Source organism: Halocatena pleomorpha (genome assembly GCF_003862495.1).
GTDB classification, from domain to species: Archaea; Halobacteriota; Halobacteria; order Halobacteriales; family Haloarculaceae; genus Halocatena; species Halocatena pleomorpha.
Map to the genome: position 1 here is coordinate 32,370 of NZ_RRCH01000022.1, position 14,973 is coordinate 47,342.

General features: G+C 60.1%; 19 protein-coding genes. 8 read left to right on the forward strand and 11 right to left on the reverse strand.

The genetic code is table 11. From position 1 onward, the window contains the following. The first annotated feature begins 83 nt into the window (after positions 1-83). Positions 84-1,451: a nickel pincer cofactor biosynthesis protein LarC gene (gene larC / locus EIK79_RS10020; RefSeq protein WP_124954986.1), complete on the forward strand. Its 1,368-nt coding sequence runs from the start codon at positions 84-86 to the stop codon at positions 1,449-1,451. Between the two features lie 13 nt (positions 1,452-1,464). On the opposite strand, the gene EIK79_RS10025 is transcribed toward larC, so the two are convergent. Continuing rightward, on the reverse strand, positions 1,465-2,190 hold the full coding sequence (locus EIK79_RS10025) for a hypothetical protein (protein WP_124954987.1): 726 nt from the start codon (positions 2,188-2,190) through the stop codon (positions 1,465-1,467). 60 nt (positions 2,191-2,250) lie between these two features. After that, positions 2,251-3,027, reverse strand: coding sequence for a DNA repair and recombination protein RadB (gene radB, locus EIK79_RS10030; protein WP_124954988.1), 777 nt, complete (start codon positions 3,025-3,027; stop codon positions 2,251-2,253). Between the two features lie 40 nt (positions 3,028-3,067). Between radB and EIK79_RS10035 the strand changes: the two genes are divergently transcribed. The 3 genes from EIK79_RS10035 to EIK79_RS10045 all read left to right on the forward strand — a co-directional run bounded on the left by EIK79_RS10035 (position 3,068) and on the right by EIK79_RS10045 (position 5,129). After that, a complete protein-coding gene (locus EIK79_RS10035; RefSeq protein WP_124954989.1) occupies positions 3,068-3,772 on the forward strand; it encodes a helix-turn-helix domain-containing protein in 705 nt (234 codons plus the stop codon). A gap of 149 nt (positions 3,773-3,921) precedes the next feature. Continuing rightward, positions 3,922-4,662 carry an HFX_2341 family transcriptional regulator domain-containing protein gene (locus EIK79_RS10040; protein ID WP_124954990.1) on the forward strand — a complete coding sequence of 247 codons (741 nt, stop codon included), beginning with the start codon at positions 3,922-3,924 and terminating at the stop codon, positions 4,660-4,662. A gap of 230 nt (positions 4,663-4,892) precedes the next feature. Further along, complete coding sequence (locus tag EIK79_RS10045) at positions 4,893-5,129, forward strand: hypothetical protein (RefSeq protein ID WP_124954991.1); 237 nt, start codon at positions 4,893-4,895, stop codon at positions 5,127-5,129. A gap of 103 nt (positions 5,130-5,232) precedes the next feature. Here EIK79_RS10045 and EIK79_RS10050 read toward each other — a convergent pair whose 3' ends face one another. The 4 genes from EIK79_RS10050 to EIK79_RS10065 form a co-directional block, all read right to left on the reverse strand. Beyond that, complete coding sequence (locus tag EIK79_RS10050) at positions 5,233-5,919, reverse strand: cytochrome c biogenesis CcdA family protein (RefSeq protein WP_124954992.1); 687 nt, start codon at positions 5,917-5,919, stop codon at positions 5,233-5,235. A 15-nt stretch (positions 5,920-5,934) separates the two neighbouring features. After that, the gene (locus tag EIK79_RS10055; protein ID WP_124954993.1) at positions 5,935-6,501 is read right to left on the reverse strand and encodes a TlpA family protein disulfide reductase; all 567 of its coding nucleotides are present in this window, start codon (positions 6,499-6,501) and stop codon (positions 5,935-5,937) included. Between the two features lie 5 nt (positions 6,502-6,506). Continuing rightward, positions 6,507-7,172: an SCO family protein gene (locus EIK79_RS10060; RefSeq protein ID WP_124954994.1), complete on the reverse strand. Its 666-nt coding sequence runs from the start codon at positions 7,170-7,172 to the stop codon at positions 6,507-6,509. Between the two features lie 76 nt (positions 7,173-7,248). Then, the gene (locus EIK79_RS10065) at positions 7,249-7,596 is read right to left on the reverse strand and encodes a helix-turn-helix transcriptional regulator (protein WP_124954995.1); all 348 of its coding nucleotides are present in this window, start codon (positions 7,594-7,596) and stop codon (positions 7,249-7,251) included. A gap of 226 nt (positions 7,597-7,822) precedes the next feature. Between EIK79_RS10065 and EIK79_RS10070 the strand changes: the two genes are divergently transcribed. After that, positions 7,823-8,761, forward strand: a complete 939-nt coding sequence (locus EIK79_RS10070; protein WP_124954996.1) for an alpha/beta hydrolase — start codon at positions 7,823-7,825, stop codon at positions 8,759-8,761. Here EIK79_RS10070 and EIK79_RS10075 read toward each other — a convergent pair. Genes EIK79_RS10075 through EIK79_RS10095 form a run of 5 tightly spaced genes read right to left on the reverse strand, consistent with a single transcriptional unit; the run spans position 8,730 to position 13,921 of the window. Then, complete coding sequence (locus EIK79_RS10075) at positions 8,730-9,509, reverse strand: NRDE family protein (RefSeq protein WP_124954997.1); 780 nt, start codon at positions 9,507-9,509, stop codon at positions 8,730-8,732. The two genes, EIK79_RS10070 and EIK79_RS10075, sit on opposite strands and share 32 nt — an antisense overlap. A 23-nt stretch (positions 9,510-9,532) precedes the next feature. After that, the gene (locus tag EIK79_RS10080) at positions 9,533-10,999 is read right to left on the reverse strand and encodes a class I adenylate-forming enzyme family protein (RefSeq protein WP_124954998.1); all 1,467 of its coding nucleotides are present in this window, start codon (positions 10,997-10,999) and stop codon (positions 9,533-9,535) included. Next, positions 10,992-12,086, reverse strand: coding sequence for a mandelate racemase/muconate lactonizing enzyme family protein (locus EIK79_RS10085; RefSeq protein WP_124955121.1), 1,095 nt, complete (start codon positions 12,084-12,086; stop codon positions 10,992-10,994). The genes EIK79_RS10080 and EIK79_RS10085 overlap by 8 nt, the downstream gene beginning before the upstream one ends. Before the next feature lie 16 nt (positions 12,087-12,102). After that, complete coding sequence (locus EIK79_RS10090; protein WP_124954999.1) at positions 12,103-13,032, reverse strand: 1,4-dihydroxy-2-naphthoate polyprenyltransferase; 930 nt, start codon at positions 13,030-13,032, stop codon at positions 12,103-12,105. Between the two features lies 1 nt (position 13,033). Further along, entirely contained in the window at positions 13,034-13,921 is an 888-nt protein-coding gene (locus tag EIK79_RS10095; protein WP_124955000.1) for a 1,4-dihydroxy-2-naphthoyl-CoA synthase, read from the reverse strand. A gap of 121 nt (positions 13,922-14,042) precedes the next feature. On the opposite strand from EIK79_RS10095, the gene EIK79_RS10100 reads away from it, so the two are divergent. From EIK79_RS10100 to EIK79_RS10110, 3 genes are all read left to right on the forward strand, one after another. Further along, positions 14,043-14,318 carry a ribbon-helix-helix domain-containing protein gene (locus EIK79_RS10100; RefSeq protein WP_124955001.1) on the forward strand — a complete coding sequence of 92 codons (276 nt, stop codon included), beginning with the start codon at positions 14,043-14,045 and terminating at the stop codon, positions 14,316-14,318. Continuing rightward, a complete protein-coding gene (locus tag EIK79_RS10105; protein ID WP_124955002.1) occupies positions 14,311-14,574 on the forward strand; it encodes a type II toxin-antitoxin system RelE family toxin in 264 nt (87 codons plus the stop codon). The genes EIK79_RS10100 and EIK79_RS10105 overlap by 8 nt, the downstream gene beginning before the upstream one ends. Positions 14,575-14,727: 153 nt before the next feature. Continuing rightward, positions 14,728-14,967 carry a hypothetical protein gene (locus EIK79_RS10110; RefSeq protein WP_124955003.1) on the forward strand — a complete coding sequence of 80 codons (240 nt, stop codon included), beginning with the start codon at positions 14,728-14,730 and terminating at the stop codon, positions 14,965-14,967. Positions 14,968-14,973: the final 6 nt, after the last annotated feature.

Sequence of the window (14,973 nt, forward strand, 5' to 3'; positions counted from 1 at the left end):
GGATGAATCACGTCACGAGGACGGGTCATACGAGATTGCGCGGCGATCATACGGCTTTTCGTAGCGGGTCACGATCGATCCGTATGCAGACGCTCGCGTTCGACGGTCGGATGGGTGCCAGCGGCGATATGATCTTGGGTGCTCTGTTGGCCGCAGGAGCCGATCCTGACCCGCTCACACGCATTGAACACGCGCTTGCGATCGAATACGACGTCGAATCGGTGACGAAAAACGGGATCCGATCGACGCGCGTCGTCGTCCGACAGACGGACGCAAACACCGACCACGACGCTGGAGACGATCACAGCCATGACCATGATAACAGCCATGACCATGACCACAGCCATGACCATGATCACAGCCATGACCATGATCACAGCCATGACCATGATCACAGCCATGACCATGATCACAGCCATGACCATGATCACGATCACGCGGAGGGGAGCGGCCCATTGCGGACGTATCCGGAGGTGATCGAAATCGTCGAGTCGATGGGATTGTCGTCGTCGGTCGAGACGACTGCGACAGCGATCTTCCGGCGGCTTGGCGAAGCGGAGGCGTCGGTTCACGGCACATCGCTCGACGAGACGCATTTCCACGAAGTCGGTGCTGACGACGCAATCGCTGACATCGTGGGTGGGGCCATCTTGCTCGACGATCTCGGCGCTGAGCGCGTCGTAACCACACCGCTGTCGACCGGCGGGGGTGATGTCTCGATGAGCCACGGCACATATCCCGTTCCGACACCCGCAGTCGCAACCATCGCTGAACACGCCGACTGGGCGATTCGCGGCGGGCCTGTCGACAGCGAACTGCTCACGCCGACAGGGGCTGCCATCCTCGCGGAGATCGCTGACGGCGTCGAAACGCTTCCAACGCTTCAGGTCGAACGCTCAGGATACGGCGCGGGAAGCCACACGTTTTCCGAATATCCAAACGTGCTTCGTGCGCTCGTCGGCCACTCACAAGGGGGACTGCTCCGAGACGACATCCGAGTGCTCGAAACGAACCTCGATGACGCCACGCCCGAACTGCTCGGCGGGCTCCAGGACGCGCTTGTGGACGCTGGCGCTCGGGACGTTTCGATCATCCCTGCCACGATGAAGAAATCCCGGCCCGGCCATCTCGTGAAAGTCATCACCAAGCCCGAAGACGCTGAGCGCGTCGCTCGACGGCTGGCCGAAGAGACGGGAACGCTCGGCGTTCGAGAAACGGGCGTCGATCACCGGTTTATCGCGGATCGGTCGTTCGAAACAGCGACTGTGGAGATCGAGGACGCGACGTACGACGTGTCGGTTAAGATCGCGCGCGACAGCGCCGGAATGGTGTACGACGTGAGCGCGGAGTACGACGACGCGGCGGCGGTTGCGTCGGAGACGGCCCATCCCACGCGGGAAATACTGCGCCGGGCGGAGAACGCGATCGAGACGGATCTTCTCGACGAGTGAGTGGCAATAGCGGTCAGTCACGGTGTCGTTCGAGCGCTTGCTCGATGCTTAGCTCTCCGAGCGCTACCCGTCGTGCGAGTGTTTTGTCGATGGTTCGATCTCCGTCGCTCTGCTCGCGTGAGCGCTGTTTGATCGCTTGAAGCTCCCCCGGCGTCGGTTCGACTTCCCGGCTGTGGATTGGCTCGCCAGCTATCTGAGCGATGTTCGCAGCCGCAAGCACGTCACCCATTCCCCGCGCACCGGTGCCGAGCGATGGTGTCGTGCCTGTTTCGTCGACCAGTTCGATCGGCACATCCGGAAGCTCGTCGATGATCCGTGTGCCCTTCAACCGCGCGCCATCACCGATGCGAACGACCGGATCGGCCGTCCCCTCGATCTCCGTGGCGACCGTTTCTGCCACGTCAGAGATCGGTACGTGAAACGCCGCCACGATCATCTCGCCAGAGAACACGGCAATGCCTGGCCGATCGCCGGGATCGATACCAACGATCGTTCGTCCACTTCCTCGAAGCGCGGCCAGCGCGCGCTCGACGGCTGCTCGTGGCTCTACAGCGTCGGCGCGGACGATCTCGATCTCGGGATCGTCAGACCAGTCGTCTTCGTTACCGGTGATGAGCACCTCAGCCGCGTCCGGAAGTGGGTCATCCGGTTCCCGAGTGGTAAACTGCACGCCGCGATCCCGGAGTTCGTTCACCACCCCGTGGTACACCTCGAAGTCCGATGTGGCGACGACGATCACACGTCGGGTAGACTCTCGTTTGATTAAACCGTTACTGGCCTCCGGTTTCAGACATCTGCCTCATGGTGTGTCGGTAGTACTGATTCCCGTGTCAGTGATCTGAAACCGTGCGCGCTCGCCAGTGGGTTTCGATCGATGCTTTTCGAGCTGTGCTCGTCTGTTGCCTCCCCGAAACCGTTCGAGACGGAGGACGGTACCAGACCAATGCATGAGTGTGTGCCCGCCGAGCGGCTGTGCCCGCTCTGTATCGGGATCGGTGAACACCTGATTGGTGATGAGGACGGCGAGATCGTACCGACGAGCGAGCGACAACAGATGTGTGACCTGTCGGGCGACCGCCCGAAGCGCGTCGCCGTCGTCGCGCTCAGTGCGTTCTAAGCGGTAGTAGCCGGTAGCACTGTCGAGTACGATGAGATCGACCGTTTGGGCGATCTCTGCGGCGTCCTTGACGGCTTCCTCCTGTTCTTGAAAATCGAGTGCTTCGCTGATGATCACGCGTGACGTGAGATCGTTGATATCGGTCCGGTCCGCTTCCGTCTCCGCGTCCGTTTTGATTGGAGAGCGGTCCAGTTGTGCGTACGCCAACTGTTCGAACCGATCGATCGAAAGATCCTCAGTGTCGATGTACAGCACGCGTTCCCCCGCCGCTGCCGTTTCGATCGCCGCCGAAAGCGCGAGATTCGTCTTTCCCGAGGCAGGCGGTCCGTACAGCTGCGTGATCGCACCACGGTCGAAGCCGCCACCGAGCAGGTCGTCGATGGCCGAGCAGCCGGTCGTGATGGGGGTAGAACTCACACGCCGGGTACGGGAGGACGGATAAAAACGTCCACGGTCCATCGGTCGTCATCCTTTTGGCTACTCGTTGCCCCGATTCACCATGACTGATTCGCGTGCGGATCTGGCCCGCCGGATGGCCGGAGAGGTCGTCCTAAGCGACGATCCCGGAACCACGCTTCGCAAGTGGCGCGATGACTTCGGCGTCTCTCAAACCGCGCTTGCACAGCAGCTTGATGTCTCGCCGTCCGTCGTTTCCGATTACGAGAGCGGCCGTCGACAGAGCCCTGGCATCGCGGTGGTCCGACGCATTGTCGAGGCGTTGCTCGACATCGACGAGGCGAACGGCGGCGAACATATCCACCGGTACACGCGCGTGCTCTCGGCCGGCTTCGAAAGCGACGTGGTCCACGACCTGCGGGAGTATCCGACACCGACATCGATCGAGGAGTTTCACGACACCGTCGAGGCCACGGAACTGGTTGAAGGTGACAGAACGACGATCGCTGGTCACACTGTTATCGACTCCATCGAAGCCATTACGCGACTTTCTAGCGAGGGATTCTACCGCCTGTACGGCCAATCAACTAATCGCGTACTCGTGTTTACTAACGTTACACGGGGTGAATCCCCACTCGTTGCGCTGCGCGTCGTCTCACCGACGCCGACTGCCGTCGTTCTCCACGGACTCACCCCTGACAAGCTATGGGATCACGCGACCGCGCTGGCTGCTGTCGACGGCTACTCGCTCGCAGTGACAGCACTCGAATTAGACGAAATGCTCGAACGACTCCGACTATCGCCGTAGCTACGAAAATACACAAACAACAACAGAAAACACACAGAAGATTGAATCGATATATGTAGGAGTATTGGTGTGTAATGGACGGTCCCCCGTCTATCCCCCCGTCGTGAAACAGTAATGGATTTAATACCACGTGCTCATTTCACCACAGTATGAACACTATCGATGAAGTACACATTGCACCGTTAGGATACGAGTACGATCGGGTGTTGGGACCTGCGTGTCAGTACGATATCGACGTTATCTATCTGCTCGAACACGACGAGCCGACGGCAGAGAAGCCGGATTACCACGAGGCACTCAAAACGGAACTCGTCGAGACGGGCATCGAGACCCGTTCCCGGACGGTCGATCTCATGGATGTGTACGACGTGTTGGGCGAAGTCACGACGCTAGTCTCCGAACACGTAGACGATATCGTTCGCGTCAACGTCTCAAGCGGGTCAAAACTCTCAGCGGTCGGTGCGACAATCGCGTGTATGGCGACGGACGCAACGGCGTACTACGTTCACCCCGAAGGCTACGCCCACGCCGACCGTGCTGAACGCCAGAGCTACGGCTACGTCGACGACGAAGTGCTCCCAACCTACCCGATCGAGTCACCGACGAGGGATCAGGTGGCAGCGATGGATTTTCTCGCGTTAGAGACGACCGAGATGTACACACCGAAAAAGAAGGACATCATCGAATACGCAGAGGAGAACGAACTCTCATTCATTTCTGAAAACCAACCCGCGAACGATAAAGCGAAGTTCGCGTTGCTCAACGCTAACATCATCGATCCACTCAAAGAAAACCACTACATCGAGGTGAACACGGTTGGGCGTCAAAAACAGGTCACGCTCACTGATACCGGTCGGAATGCGCTGCGAGCGTTCCGACACAAGATATGATTGCCCTCTGGAATGACTATGGCGCGCTTATAGCTGCTGTTCTCCATTGCTCGGCCTGTGTCCGCGTCTGGTCGCCTGAATCGACAGCCGAATCACGGCAGTCCTGAGCCTGATCGACGATAATGCAGATAGTATTGATAGTGTTCATGCTACCAATACCATTGATAGGATGAATACATGTTCATGTCATACGATAGAATTGAATTAGTACTAGCTCTATCGGTTAGTTGATGGTGCCTCAGTCAACCACCGACCGATCGAACGCCCCGTTGTGGGGATCGGCTCGTGGTTTCACGAACATCCGTGCGATCGGATCGGTTGCGATCCCCGCTGCTCGCTTTGGCCTTCCATTCGTGCAATCACCGATCCCTCGTGCTCGGATCAGACTTGGGCATCATCGTCACCGGTCGTTCAGGAACGGTGTCACGTTCGATCGTGACGCCGAACGCGTGAAACTGAGCGTGTGAGACAGAGCGCGTGAGCGATCGGCGGTCACCGTGCGCCGCCGTGCACGCCGGCTTTTTCAATAGAGTTCTGCCGTGATACTGTCGGCTCACCGATGAAAGTGCTTTACGAGAGAAATGGGATGGGTCCAAGAACATCGAGAACGACCACTGAGAGGTACAGCTGTCCGAGACCGGCAAGAACCATCGTCGCTGCCGCGATCGTTTGGAAATGGTCGGTGAAATGACCGAGCTGTCGCCACACGTCGGTTCCGACCGTGGCCAGCAGCGTTACCCCCACGAGCGGGAGCGCGACGGATAGCGCGTACGCTCCAAAGATGATTGCGGCCTGGAAGGGCGGGAACGCGAGCGCTTGGGTCAGGACGCCAAGGAGGACGGGAACGACACACCCCGCTGCGGCGGCGGCGTACGCCGCGCCGAACAGACCGAATCCGAGTACGGACCCGGAGCGTTCGGGCAGCGGAATCCGGAGTTCAGGTGCGTGGCCACTGAGCAACAGCACACCGAACGCGATCAGCGCGAACCCAACGATCGGTTCGAGCAGTGGCAGATGTTGGAGCACCGCCCGCCCAAGCGTGAAGCCGACGGCACCGACCGCTCCAAGAACAGCGAGCGCGCTCGTGGCGGCGAGACTGGCTGGAAGAACGATCCCTGTCCGTCCGGTGTCCTCGTGGTGGATGAAATAACCGACGTACCCCGGCAAAAGCGGGAACGCACACGGTGCGAAGAAGGTAGCCACGCCCCCTGTCACCGCGAACACGAATGCACCGGCAAATGTCGATGATCCGATCATTGCAACCGGTTGGGATCACCCATCGTTTCCGAGCGCGGTTTCGATGTTCGACCGGAGCGTTTCCGCCGTCGCCACCCCGTCGTGTCGCCACGTGATCGTTCCGCTGGCGTCGCTGATAGCGACGTACGGCAATCGACTGGCATTGAGTGCTGTCATGAGGTCGCTGTTCGGATCGAGTCCGACTGTCCAGTCGCCGCCGTGTCGCTGCCACCATTGACGGATGTCTGCCCGTGTGAGCGTCTCACCGATGTGCTCGTTCGTCACTGAGACGAACGTGACGGCCGGATCGTCACCATACTCCGTGGTGAGGGGTGTCAACGACTCCATCTGCTCGACGCAGGGCGTACACCACGTTGCGAACAGATCAATCACCGTCACGGTGTCGGTAGCCGGCAGTCGGGCTGTTCCCGACGTGGAGCCACGGGCGTCGATCGTCTCGATCTCAAGCGGTAGTCCGTTGTCGGCGTCGGACGGCGTTCGGGTACTGAGCCACGCACTGGCTGAGAGGATTCCCACGCCACCGAGTCCGGCCAACAACTGCCGACGACTGACGGCTACTCCTGAGTCCGAATCCGAGTCCATCCGTGTTACCGTACCTTTTTCAGATCGTTGATGATCTGCTCTGGATCCGGAGACTTTTCACTGTACGCCCGCTCGACGTAGCCATCAGCGTTGGCGAGCACGACTACCATCGTATGCGTGAACATGTAATTGTCGCTGTTTTTCATCGGATCCTTCACGAATCTCACGCCGAATTTCTTTTGGATGACTTCAGTGGCACGTTGTTCGGATTTCGGCCGAAGAAACTGCCAGTTATCCACGTCGGTGGCGATGTTCATTTTCTCGGTGTACGCTTTGAGCCGTTTGGCGTCATCGCGCGCCGGATCGAACGTCATTGGTACGAAGGTGACCGAATCGGTGTATCCGTTCTCGATCGAGTCCATTTGCACCTTCTGTAGCGCACCGATAAGCAACGGGCAGACGGTTCGACAGTGGCTGAAAAAGAACGTCGTGAGAACTGGCGTATCGATATTTCTGATCGACACCGACTTTCCGTCGATCGGTGCCGGAACCGTCACATCCGGAAGCTTATCGTTCCAATTCGGATATGAATATTCATCGGAGTATTTTTCTGGCTGATTGAGCGTCACGTTCGGATTGGAATCCAACGCGCCGCCCAGACAACCAGCAAGCGCTCCCAACGTCCCTGTTCCGGTGACTGCGAGCGATTTGAGAACCCTCCGCCGCTTCATATCTCCCTAAGCGGGACCGAGGGATAAGGCCTGTTTGGTTCGATTCACGAACAAGCGAGCAGTTCTTCGTCAACGATCACTGGTAGGCCAAGCTCATGATCCACTGGGAGAAGGCGTCGCTGTTGGGTTCGACTTCGTCGTCAGCAACGAACGGCGACAGCATATCACCCGCCATGAGCAACGAGAAATCCAGATCTCGCGTTGCGGGCGTGAGATAGTAGGTGTTGTGTCCGTTGTACACCGCGTCTTCGCGCTGAATGAGTCCTTGTTCGGCTAGCGATTCGACGATCCGGCTGCCGGTTCGAGAGGAGACATCGAGTTCCTTCCAGAAATCGCTCTGATGGATCCCGCCCGTCTCGCGGATGAGCGCAAGGCCCGCGCGTTCGTCATCCGAAAGGTCGTCCTCATCGGCTGCAACGCTCATGGTGTACATTCGGGCTGTGGACGGTTTAACCGTTTTGTCAACTACCGCTTTGGAGATGGCAACAAGCATTCCCAATCGATCATCTCCGTGTCACTGGTGTTCTCCGTTGGAGACGTTCACCGTGTAGGAATCGATGGCTTCATGATATGTGACTGTCTCGTCGGTGTATGGTATCTATCGGTGCGAGATACATCACAGTCCGATCCACCACGATCAGTGAACCGTTGTGAGAGGCGAGCTAGATCCACAAGTTGACGTTATCCTCGAACTCGTAAACGACTACGACATCACGCTCTCGGGGGCAGACGTTTCCGAATCGAGACAGGAGCTCGAAACGATGATCGACCTTGCTGGTGACGATCCGGTTTCGGTAGGCGAGGTGGCGGATTTCACCATCGACGCTGAAGACCGGGATCTACCGGCCCGAGCGTACGTCCCTGAGGGAGAGGGTCCGTTTCCCGTCGTCGCCTTTTTCCACGGCGGGGGGTTCGTTCTTGGAAGCGTCGATGCCTATGATAACCTGTGTCGCCTCCTCGCACGGGAATCGTCGTGTCTTGTGGTCTCGGTCGAGTACCGTCTCGCGCCGGAACATCCGTGGCCGGCAGCGCTCGAAGACTGTTATGCTGCGACTCGGTGGCTCTCACGCAACGCCGACCGGTTCGGAGGTGACAGCACGCGGCTCGCAGTTGCCGGCGATAGCGCGGGCGGGAACCTCTCAGCCACAGTGTCGCTGCTCGCCCGCGAGCGTGGTATGATCGATATCAATTGCCAGATCCTTCTCTACCCGTCGACCGCTTCGTTCGAACCCATGGATTCACGCGCTGCGAACGCGTCGGGATATTTCCTCACGGCCGAGGATCTCGTTTGGTTCGTCGGGCATTACATCGAAGACTCGTTCGACGCACACAATCCGCTCGCGTTCCCGCTTCAGGCGCGCGATCTCTCGGAACTGCCCCCCGCGTTCGTCCTCACGTGTGGATTCGATCCGCTCCGCGACGAGGGAATCGCGTACGCTGACCGACTCCGCGATGCTGGTGTCGATGTCGAGCACACCAACTACGAATCGATGATCCACGGCTTTCTCACCATGGAAGGAATCGTTGACCGCGCCCGCGAGGGTATCGACGAGGTCGCTACCTACCTCCAGCGCGAGTTGCACCCATGAGCTGTTCGTCGATCTGTTCGAAGTCGGTTCGACACGGGGGACCGTCTGCGAACGCGTACTGGTCTGAGAAGCGTTGCTCCTCGTTATCGACGCGGATGAGCGAAGACGACCGGGTGCCGAAGTCGTCGCCGTGGATGCAAACGCCGCATTCGTGATCTGACAGCGCGTTGGCGGCGCGCTCGTGCCATCCCTGTGCCGACTCGCTGGGTCGGGGCTGGAGATGTTCGTAGAGTCGGCGTCCGTTTTCGGCCTGCTGGCGGCTCGCCTCGGGACGGGCCGAGAGGATATCGTACTCCGTGTTGTATCCGGCGTTCATGATCACGTGGACGCCCGGTGATAGGGTGGACACTGATGGGTGTCCGTCGTATTCAATGAGGAGGGCACTGTTTTCGTCAGCGACGAGCAGGTTGAAAGCGTTGTACGACCGAGCGTCGAGCTCGCGCTCGATGGTGCGACAGGCAGCAGTCGCTTCCTGTTGTTCGAGCGCGTCACGGACGAGTAGCCCTCTGGACCGATCATCGTCGAGATCGGCGTCAACCCAGCCGTTGGTGATGGCGGCCACCACGCCAGCTTCGTTGTACCCGATCCATGTGCCACCGCTTTCGTCGTCGATCGGTGCGAGCACCTGCGGGTCACGGTCGATGATCCGCGGTGGGTGTGACGGACGGTCGTACAGTTCGTCTCGGTTCGCTCCGAGGAGGATCGGCGTCCCCTCGAAGACTTGCCACGCAATGATGAGGGTGCACACGCCTTGACAGAGGTGACGCGGCGTTAAGTCGTACTCGCCGTCAAACGTTCACGGACCGCCTCACGGTCGATGGTTCCCGACGCGGTTCGCGGGATCGATCCGAACGCGACGATCCGAGGCCGCTTGTGGCTCGATAGCCGGGAACGACAGTGTGCGTCGATCGCCTGCTTCTCGACAGCGTCCGATCGTTCGAGCAACACGCCGATCCGTTCGCCCCACTCCTCGTCAGGGACGCCGACGACCGCCGCGTCGGTGATCGCGGGATGTTCACACACCACCTCGACGATTTCCGTGGGATCGACGGTTTCCCCGCCAGTGACGATGCGGTCGTCCGCGCGTCCCTCGATCCAGAGCCGGTTGTCAGCGTCGAGATAACCGATGTCCCCGGTTCGAAATCCAAACTCACAGAACGCCGCCGCTGTCGCTTGCGGATCCTCGTAGTAGCCGGGCGTGACAGTTGGACCGGAGACGATGATCTCGCCGCGCTCACCGGCAGAAACCGGAGTGCCGCTGGAATCAACAACGGTGACGGTCGTTAGAAATAGCGGTCGACCGACGGTTCCGGGGGTCGCCGTCGCCTCGCTCGGCCGGGCGGTGGCAATCTGCGAGGCGGCTTCAGTCATCCCGTACGTCGGATAGACCGGGATCCCTCGGTCGTCACACCGTTCGATCAGTGCTTCAGACGCCGGTGCGCCACCGAGGAGAACGCTCCGGAGCGAGTCGGGAAGCGTCCCCGCATCGAGGAGTCGATCGAGCACGACGGGCACGAGCGAGACGCCCGTGGCTTCGTATTCCGTCAGCGCGTCGAGCAACGGTTTAGGATCCGTCGAGGCGAGCAAGAGAGTAGTTCCATCGATCACTGCTCGGTAGATCGGTGCGAGTCCACCCATGTGATGAATCCCGAGCGGAGAACACCACCGATCCGTCGGAAGCACACCGAGCCGGTCAGCCGAGGCGACGGCGCTCATACAGACGTTGCCGACCGTCAGTACGACGAGTTTGGGGTGGCCGGTTGTCCCCGAGGTGAACAGCATGACGAGCGGATCGTCGAACTGCCACTCAGGGGTGTCAACCGGTGCCCGTGGTTCCCCGGTAAGCGCCCTGACCTGACCGCCCGAATCGACCGATCGGACGGGAACCGATGGATCGACGGCAGTGACGAGTCGCTCGGTCGCCTGCTCGCAGATGAGACAGTCGGGATCGGCGTGTTTGAGTTGCTCTGTGAACTCCGATTCGGTTCCATCTGGACCGAACGGGATCACGACGGCACCGACGCGCATCGCGGCATGAACGACCCGAACCGCGGCTGGTCGGGAGTGGAGCACGATCCCGAGAGTCCCGTTTGTGACACCCAGCGCTGTCAGCCGAGCAGCCAGATCTTCGACAGCCGCATCGAGCGCGGCGTACGTCTCGCTCGCGCCGGTCGTCGACGCGGTGAGCGCCGTCGTGTCTGGCGATACGACAGCCCGGTGGGAGAGCCAATCACGCATCAGTTGTTTTTGAACGTCCAACGGGGTTGCCGGTTGCGGTTTCGCCACAGACGCCGACGCCAGCCGTCTGTGGAACGGCGATCTCTCCCCGTGTAACCGATGGGCCACAGGCGAGATCAGTGTCGAGCAACTCGCCGGTGGCTAGCCCACACGCGATCACAGTCGGAACAGAAGCCCCGACGTGGATCGCCCCCGCACGGGCGTACGCAGCGTCGATGGTTGTCGTCACGACGGGAGTAACGTCGGTTTGCGCCGCGTGTGCCAGCCGGGCGGTGGCGCGTGCCCGATCGACGCCGCCCAGCACCATCGGTTTAATTATCAGTACGTCCGCCGCCTGATCAGCAAGCACCCGCGTGATCGGTGTGGTCCGCACGGTTTCATCCAGCGCCACGCCGATTTCGGTGTCCGCTCGCAGGGCGGCGTGGCCCTCGATGTCAGTGGGTGAAAGTGGCTGTTCGACGTAGCTCACGCCCGCGTCTTCGAACGCCTCGAACGCAGCGGTGGCTTGCTCGCGGCCCCACGCTCCGTTCGCGTCACAGCGAAGCTCGACCGCCGAACCGACAGCTGAGCGGACGGCGCGCAGTCGGGCCGCGTCCTCCTCAACCGATCGCGCGCCGACCTTGCACTTCAGGCAGGAGTACCCCTGTTCAACCGCGTTTTCGGCGGCCGTCACCGTTTCGGCCACCGATCCGTCTCCGATCGTCGCGTTCACGGGCACCGATGTGACGCGTTCCCGTCCTCCGAGATACCGATACAGCGGCTGTCGCGCCCGCTTTGCTCGGAGATCCAGACACGCGAGCGTGAGTCCGTGACGCGCTGCCGGAGCCGAGCGGAGCACGTCCCCGAACGCCGCGTCGATGTCCTGTCCGGATGGACACGTCTCGAACGCCCAGCCGTCTTCGATCCGAGAAAGCGCGTCCCGACAGTCCGCAATCGATTCAGTCCAGCCGGCAAGCGGCGTCGACTCCCCGATCCCACACCGCGTTTCGGTTTCGATCCAGACCAGAAATCCCTCGCGGCGTGTGATTGTCGTGCTCGCGGTCGTGAGTGGGTCGGACAGCGCCACCGAGAACCGTTCGAACCGCATTGTGCACGTCATGGTCTCACGCGAGCGCAAGCCCAATAGCGAACAGCACGGAATGGCTTGCGAGCAACTTTCCTGTCGTTTCGAGCGCGCGGTTGAGCGCGGGTCCACTCGTTTCGGTGAGCACCGTCGAGGAGAGTGATACGCCCAGTGGGACAGTAAGCAGCGGCAACAACACCACTGGATCAGTGCCAGAGAGGCCGAATCCGATCGGTACGGCGTAGGCCAATCCCGTCATCGCCAGAAATTCTACGCGGCTCCACCGGTAGCCAAGCATGACGGCGAGCGTTCGCTTTCCAGTGGCGGCGTCGGTCTCACGGTCTCGGATGTTGTTCACCACGAGGATCGTGGTCGACAGTCCAGCGGCTGGGAGGCTTGCGGCGACCGCGACGGGCGGAACGGTGCCCTGTGGCACCCCGAGCGACAGCGGTGTGGCGAGCGTCGCGGCAGCCTGTACGTAGTACGTTCCGGTGACGGCTACCAGTCCGAAGAAGACGAACACGAAGAGATCACCCAGTCCACGGTAGCCGTATGGGTACGGCCCGCCGGTGTAGAGGATCCCTGCCACGATCGAGGACAGCCCCACAATGACGATCGGAACCCCACCGACGTAAACGAGATACACGCCGACGAGGATCGCGGCGACAAACGTGAGATACATCGCACGCTTGACCGATCCCGGCTCGATGAGTCCCGATTGGGTGACTCGTGTGAACCCCTCGCGGTTGTCGGTGTCAGCGCCCTTCACCGCGTCGTAGTAGTCGTTTGCGAAGTTCGTACCGATCTGTATGAGCAGCGCGCCGAGTAGCGCCATACACGCCGGCAGCGGGCTGAACACGTCGCGCTGGAGCGCCAGACCAGTTCCCACGATCACGGGTGACGCACCCGCGGGAAGCGTCTGGGGCCGTGCAGCCATCAACCACGCCTTCGTGTTCGACACCTCTGTCATCTTAGTAATGCCACGGCACGTCAGAGAAGTCCGGTTCCCGCCCGTCGACGAAGGCGTCCCGCCCTTCCTGTGCTTCATCAGTCATGTAGGCGAGGCGAGTCGCCTCACCGGCAAACACCTGTTGACCGACCATTCCATCGGTGTCGAGATTGAACGCGTATTTCAGCATCCGTATGGCCGTCGGTGATTTGTCGTTGATGGTGTTCCCCCATTCAAGGGCGGTGTCTTCCAGTTGCTCGTGAGCGACGACTTCGTTAACCATCCCCATCTCGGCTGCGTCCTGTGCTGCGTACTCCTTCCCGAGGAAGAAGATCTCGCGGGCCTTTTTCTGCCCGACCTGATTCGCGAGATACGCAGAGCCAAAGCCGCCATCGAAGCTCGCTACGTCGGGATCGGTCTGCTTGAACCGTGCGTGCTCGTCGCTTGCGATCGTCAGGTCACAAACCACGTGGAGACTGTGGCCGCCACCGACCGCCCACCCCGGCACGACGGCGATCACCGGCTTCGGAATGTGGCGGATGAGTCGTTGCACCTCCAGAATGTGGAGCCGTCCTGTCGATTCTCCCGCGTCCGCGTCGTCCGTGTACTGGTAGCCGTCCTCGCCCCTGATCGTCTGATCGCCGCCGGAACAGAACGCCCAGCCACCGTCTTTCGGTGATGGGCCGTTGCCCGTGAGCAACACACAACCCACGTCAGTCTGGCGCTTGGCGTGGTCGAGTGCCGTGTACAACTCATCGACCGTCCCTGGGCGGAACGCGTTGCGAACCGCAGGCCGATCGAACGCGATCCGAACCGTCCCCTGATCGAGTGCCCGATGATACGTGATGTCCCGAAAGTCGAAGGCGGTGATCTCTTCCCATACCTCCGGATCAAACAGCTCCGAAACCATGGCGGAACTGGGACCGGACCGCGCAAAAAGATTCCTCGTTGCGGCTAGATACCCATGAACGAGCCCTGAAATCATCTGCCGGAGCGCAACATCTATTTGTGATACAGCCGTATCACAACTCATGAGTACTGACGCAGATCGTTCCACGAACGAGATGGAGAAGATCAACGTCCGCGTCCCGAAGGCGCTCCTCGCTCAGATCGATGAGGCATGGGAGAAACGAGGCTACACAAGCAAATCAGAGTTCATCCGCGACGCCCTCCGTGATGCAGTCACTCCCTCGGTCACCCTTTCAGAGGAGGCACTAGGACACCTCGCAGAGAGCCGTGAGCAGCGTGAACGCGGTGATACTATGTCCCACGACGAGTTGTTGGACCAACTGGATAGCGATGACTGATATTCAGTGGACTGGGAAAGCAATCGATCTTCTCAACGGGCTCGAACATGAGGACCGACAACGCCTTATCTCGAAACTGGAGGAGGCACAAGACTGGACCGCACACCGGCTTGATAAGCTCTCTGGCTATCCTTATTACAAACTCCGAGCTGGCGATTACCGCGCGATCATTACTTGGGACCGAGAGCAAGATGTCTTGATCATCGAAGCGGTGGGTCATCGGCGCAACGTCTACGACCGCCATTTTCCCCCGTGATCTCTTCCCATACCTCCGGATCAAACAGCTCCGAAACCATGGCGGATCTCGGACCGGACCGCGCAAAAAGATTCCTCGTTGCGGATGGTGTCACTCAACCACGACCAATAATTGTTTATTTGCTAACTTCTATCGATATCATATAGATACACAATGACAGACGAATGGATGTACATCGTGGCTGTCGTCGGCATTGGCGTCGCATTCCTCGTCGGATTGTTCCTCAATCAGGCGTTGTCGACACTCATCGTACTCGTATCGCTGATAAGTTCGTTGGGCGCTCTGTATCTCGGATTGCGGTTCGTTCAAGCTGTCGAACGGATTGCTGATTCGCTGGAACGAGGGGAGCTGTCGACCGATCGTTCAGAACCGTCACCGGAGAACCGTTCATGAAATCTC

Excerpts from the sequence above, each read along its gene's own strand:
- EIK79_RS10080 (WP_124954998.1), bottom strand. The coding sequence starts at position 10,999 with ATGCGTGATTGGCTCTCCCACCGGGCTGTCGTATCGCCAGACACGACG.
- EIK79_RS10045 (WP_124954991.1), top strand. The coding sequence starts at position 4,893 with ATGGTGCCTCAGTCAACCACCGACCGATCGAACGCCCCGTTGTGGGGA.
- EIK79_RS10035 (WP_124954989.1), top strand. The coding sequence starts at position 3,068 with ATGACTGATTCGCGTGCGGATCTGGCCCGCCGGATGGCCGGAGAGGTC.
- EIK79_RS10085 (WP_124955121.1), bottom strand. The coding sequence starts at position 12,086 with ATGCGGTTCGAACGGTTCTCGGTGGCGCTGTCCGACCCACTCACGACC.
- EIK79_RS10110 (WP_124955003.1), top strand. The coding sequence starts at position 14,728 with ATGACAGACGAATGGATGTACATCGTGGCTGTCGTCGGCATTGGCGTC.
- EIK79_RS10065 (WP_124954995.1), bottom strand. The coding sequence starts at position 7,596 with ATGAGCGTTGCAGCCGATGAGGACGACCTTTCGGATGACGAACGCGCG.
- EIK79_RS10060 (WP_124954994.1), bottom strand. The coding sequence starts at position 7,172 with ATGAAGCGGCGGAGGGTTCTCAAATCGCTCGCAGTCACCGGAACAGGG.
- EIK79_RS10055 (WP_124954993.1), bottom strand. The coding sequence starts at position 6,501 with ATGGACTCGGATTCGGACTCAGGAGTAGCCGTCAGTCGTCGGCAGTTG.
- radB (WP_124954988.1), bottom strand. The coding sequence starts at position 3,027 with ATGGACCGTGGACGTTTTTATCCGTCCTCCCGTACCCGGCGTGTGAGT.
- EIK79_RS10040 (WP_124954990.1), top strand. The coding sequence starts at position 3,922 with ATGAACACTATCGATGAAGTACACATTGCACCGTTAGGATACGAGTAC.
- EIK79_RS10095 (WP_124955000.1), bottom strand. The coding sequence starts at position 13,921 with ATGGTTTCGGAGCTGTTTGATCCGGAGGTATGGGAAGAGATCACCGCC.
- EIK79_RS10050 (WP_124954992.1), bottom strand. The coding sequence starts at position 5,919 with ATGATCGGATCATCGACATTTGCCGGTGCATTCGTGTTCGCGGTGACA.
- larC (WP_124954986.1), top strand. The coding sequence starts at position 84 with ATGCAGACGCTCGCGTTCGACGGTCGGATGGGTGCCAGCGGCGATATG.
- EIK79_RS10100 (WP_124955001.1), top strand. The coding sequence starts at position 14,043 with ATGAGTACTGACGCAGATCGTTCCACGAACGAGATGGAGAAGATCAAC.
- EIK79_RS10090 (WP_124954999.1), bottom strand. The coding sequence starts at position 13,032 with ATGACAGAGGTGTCGAACACGAAGGCGTGGTTGATGGCTGCACGGCCC.
- EIK79_RS10105 (WP_124955002.1), top strand. The coding sequence starts at position 14,311 with ATGACTGATATTCAGTGGACTGGGAAAGCAATCGATCTTCTCAACGGG.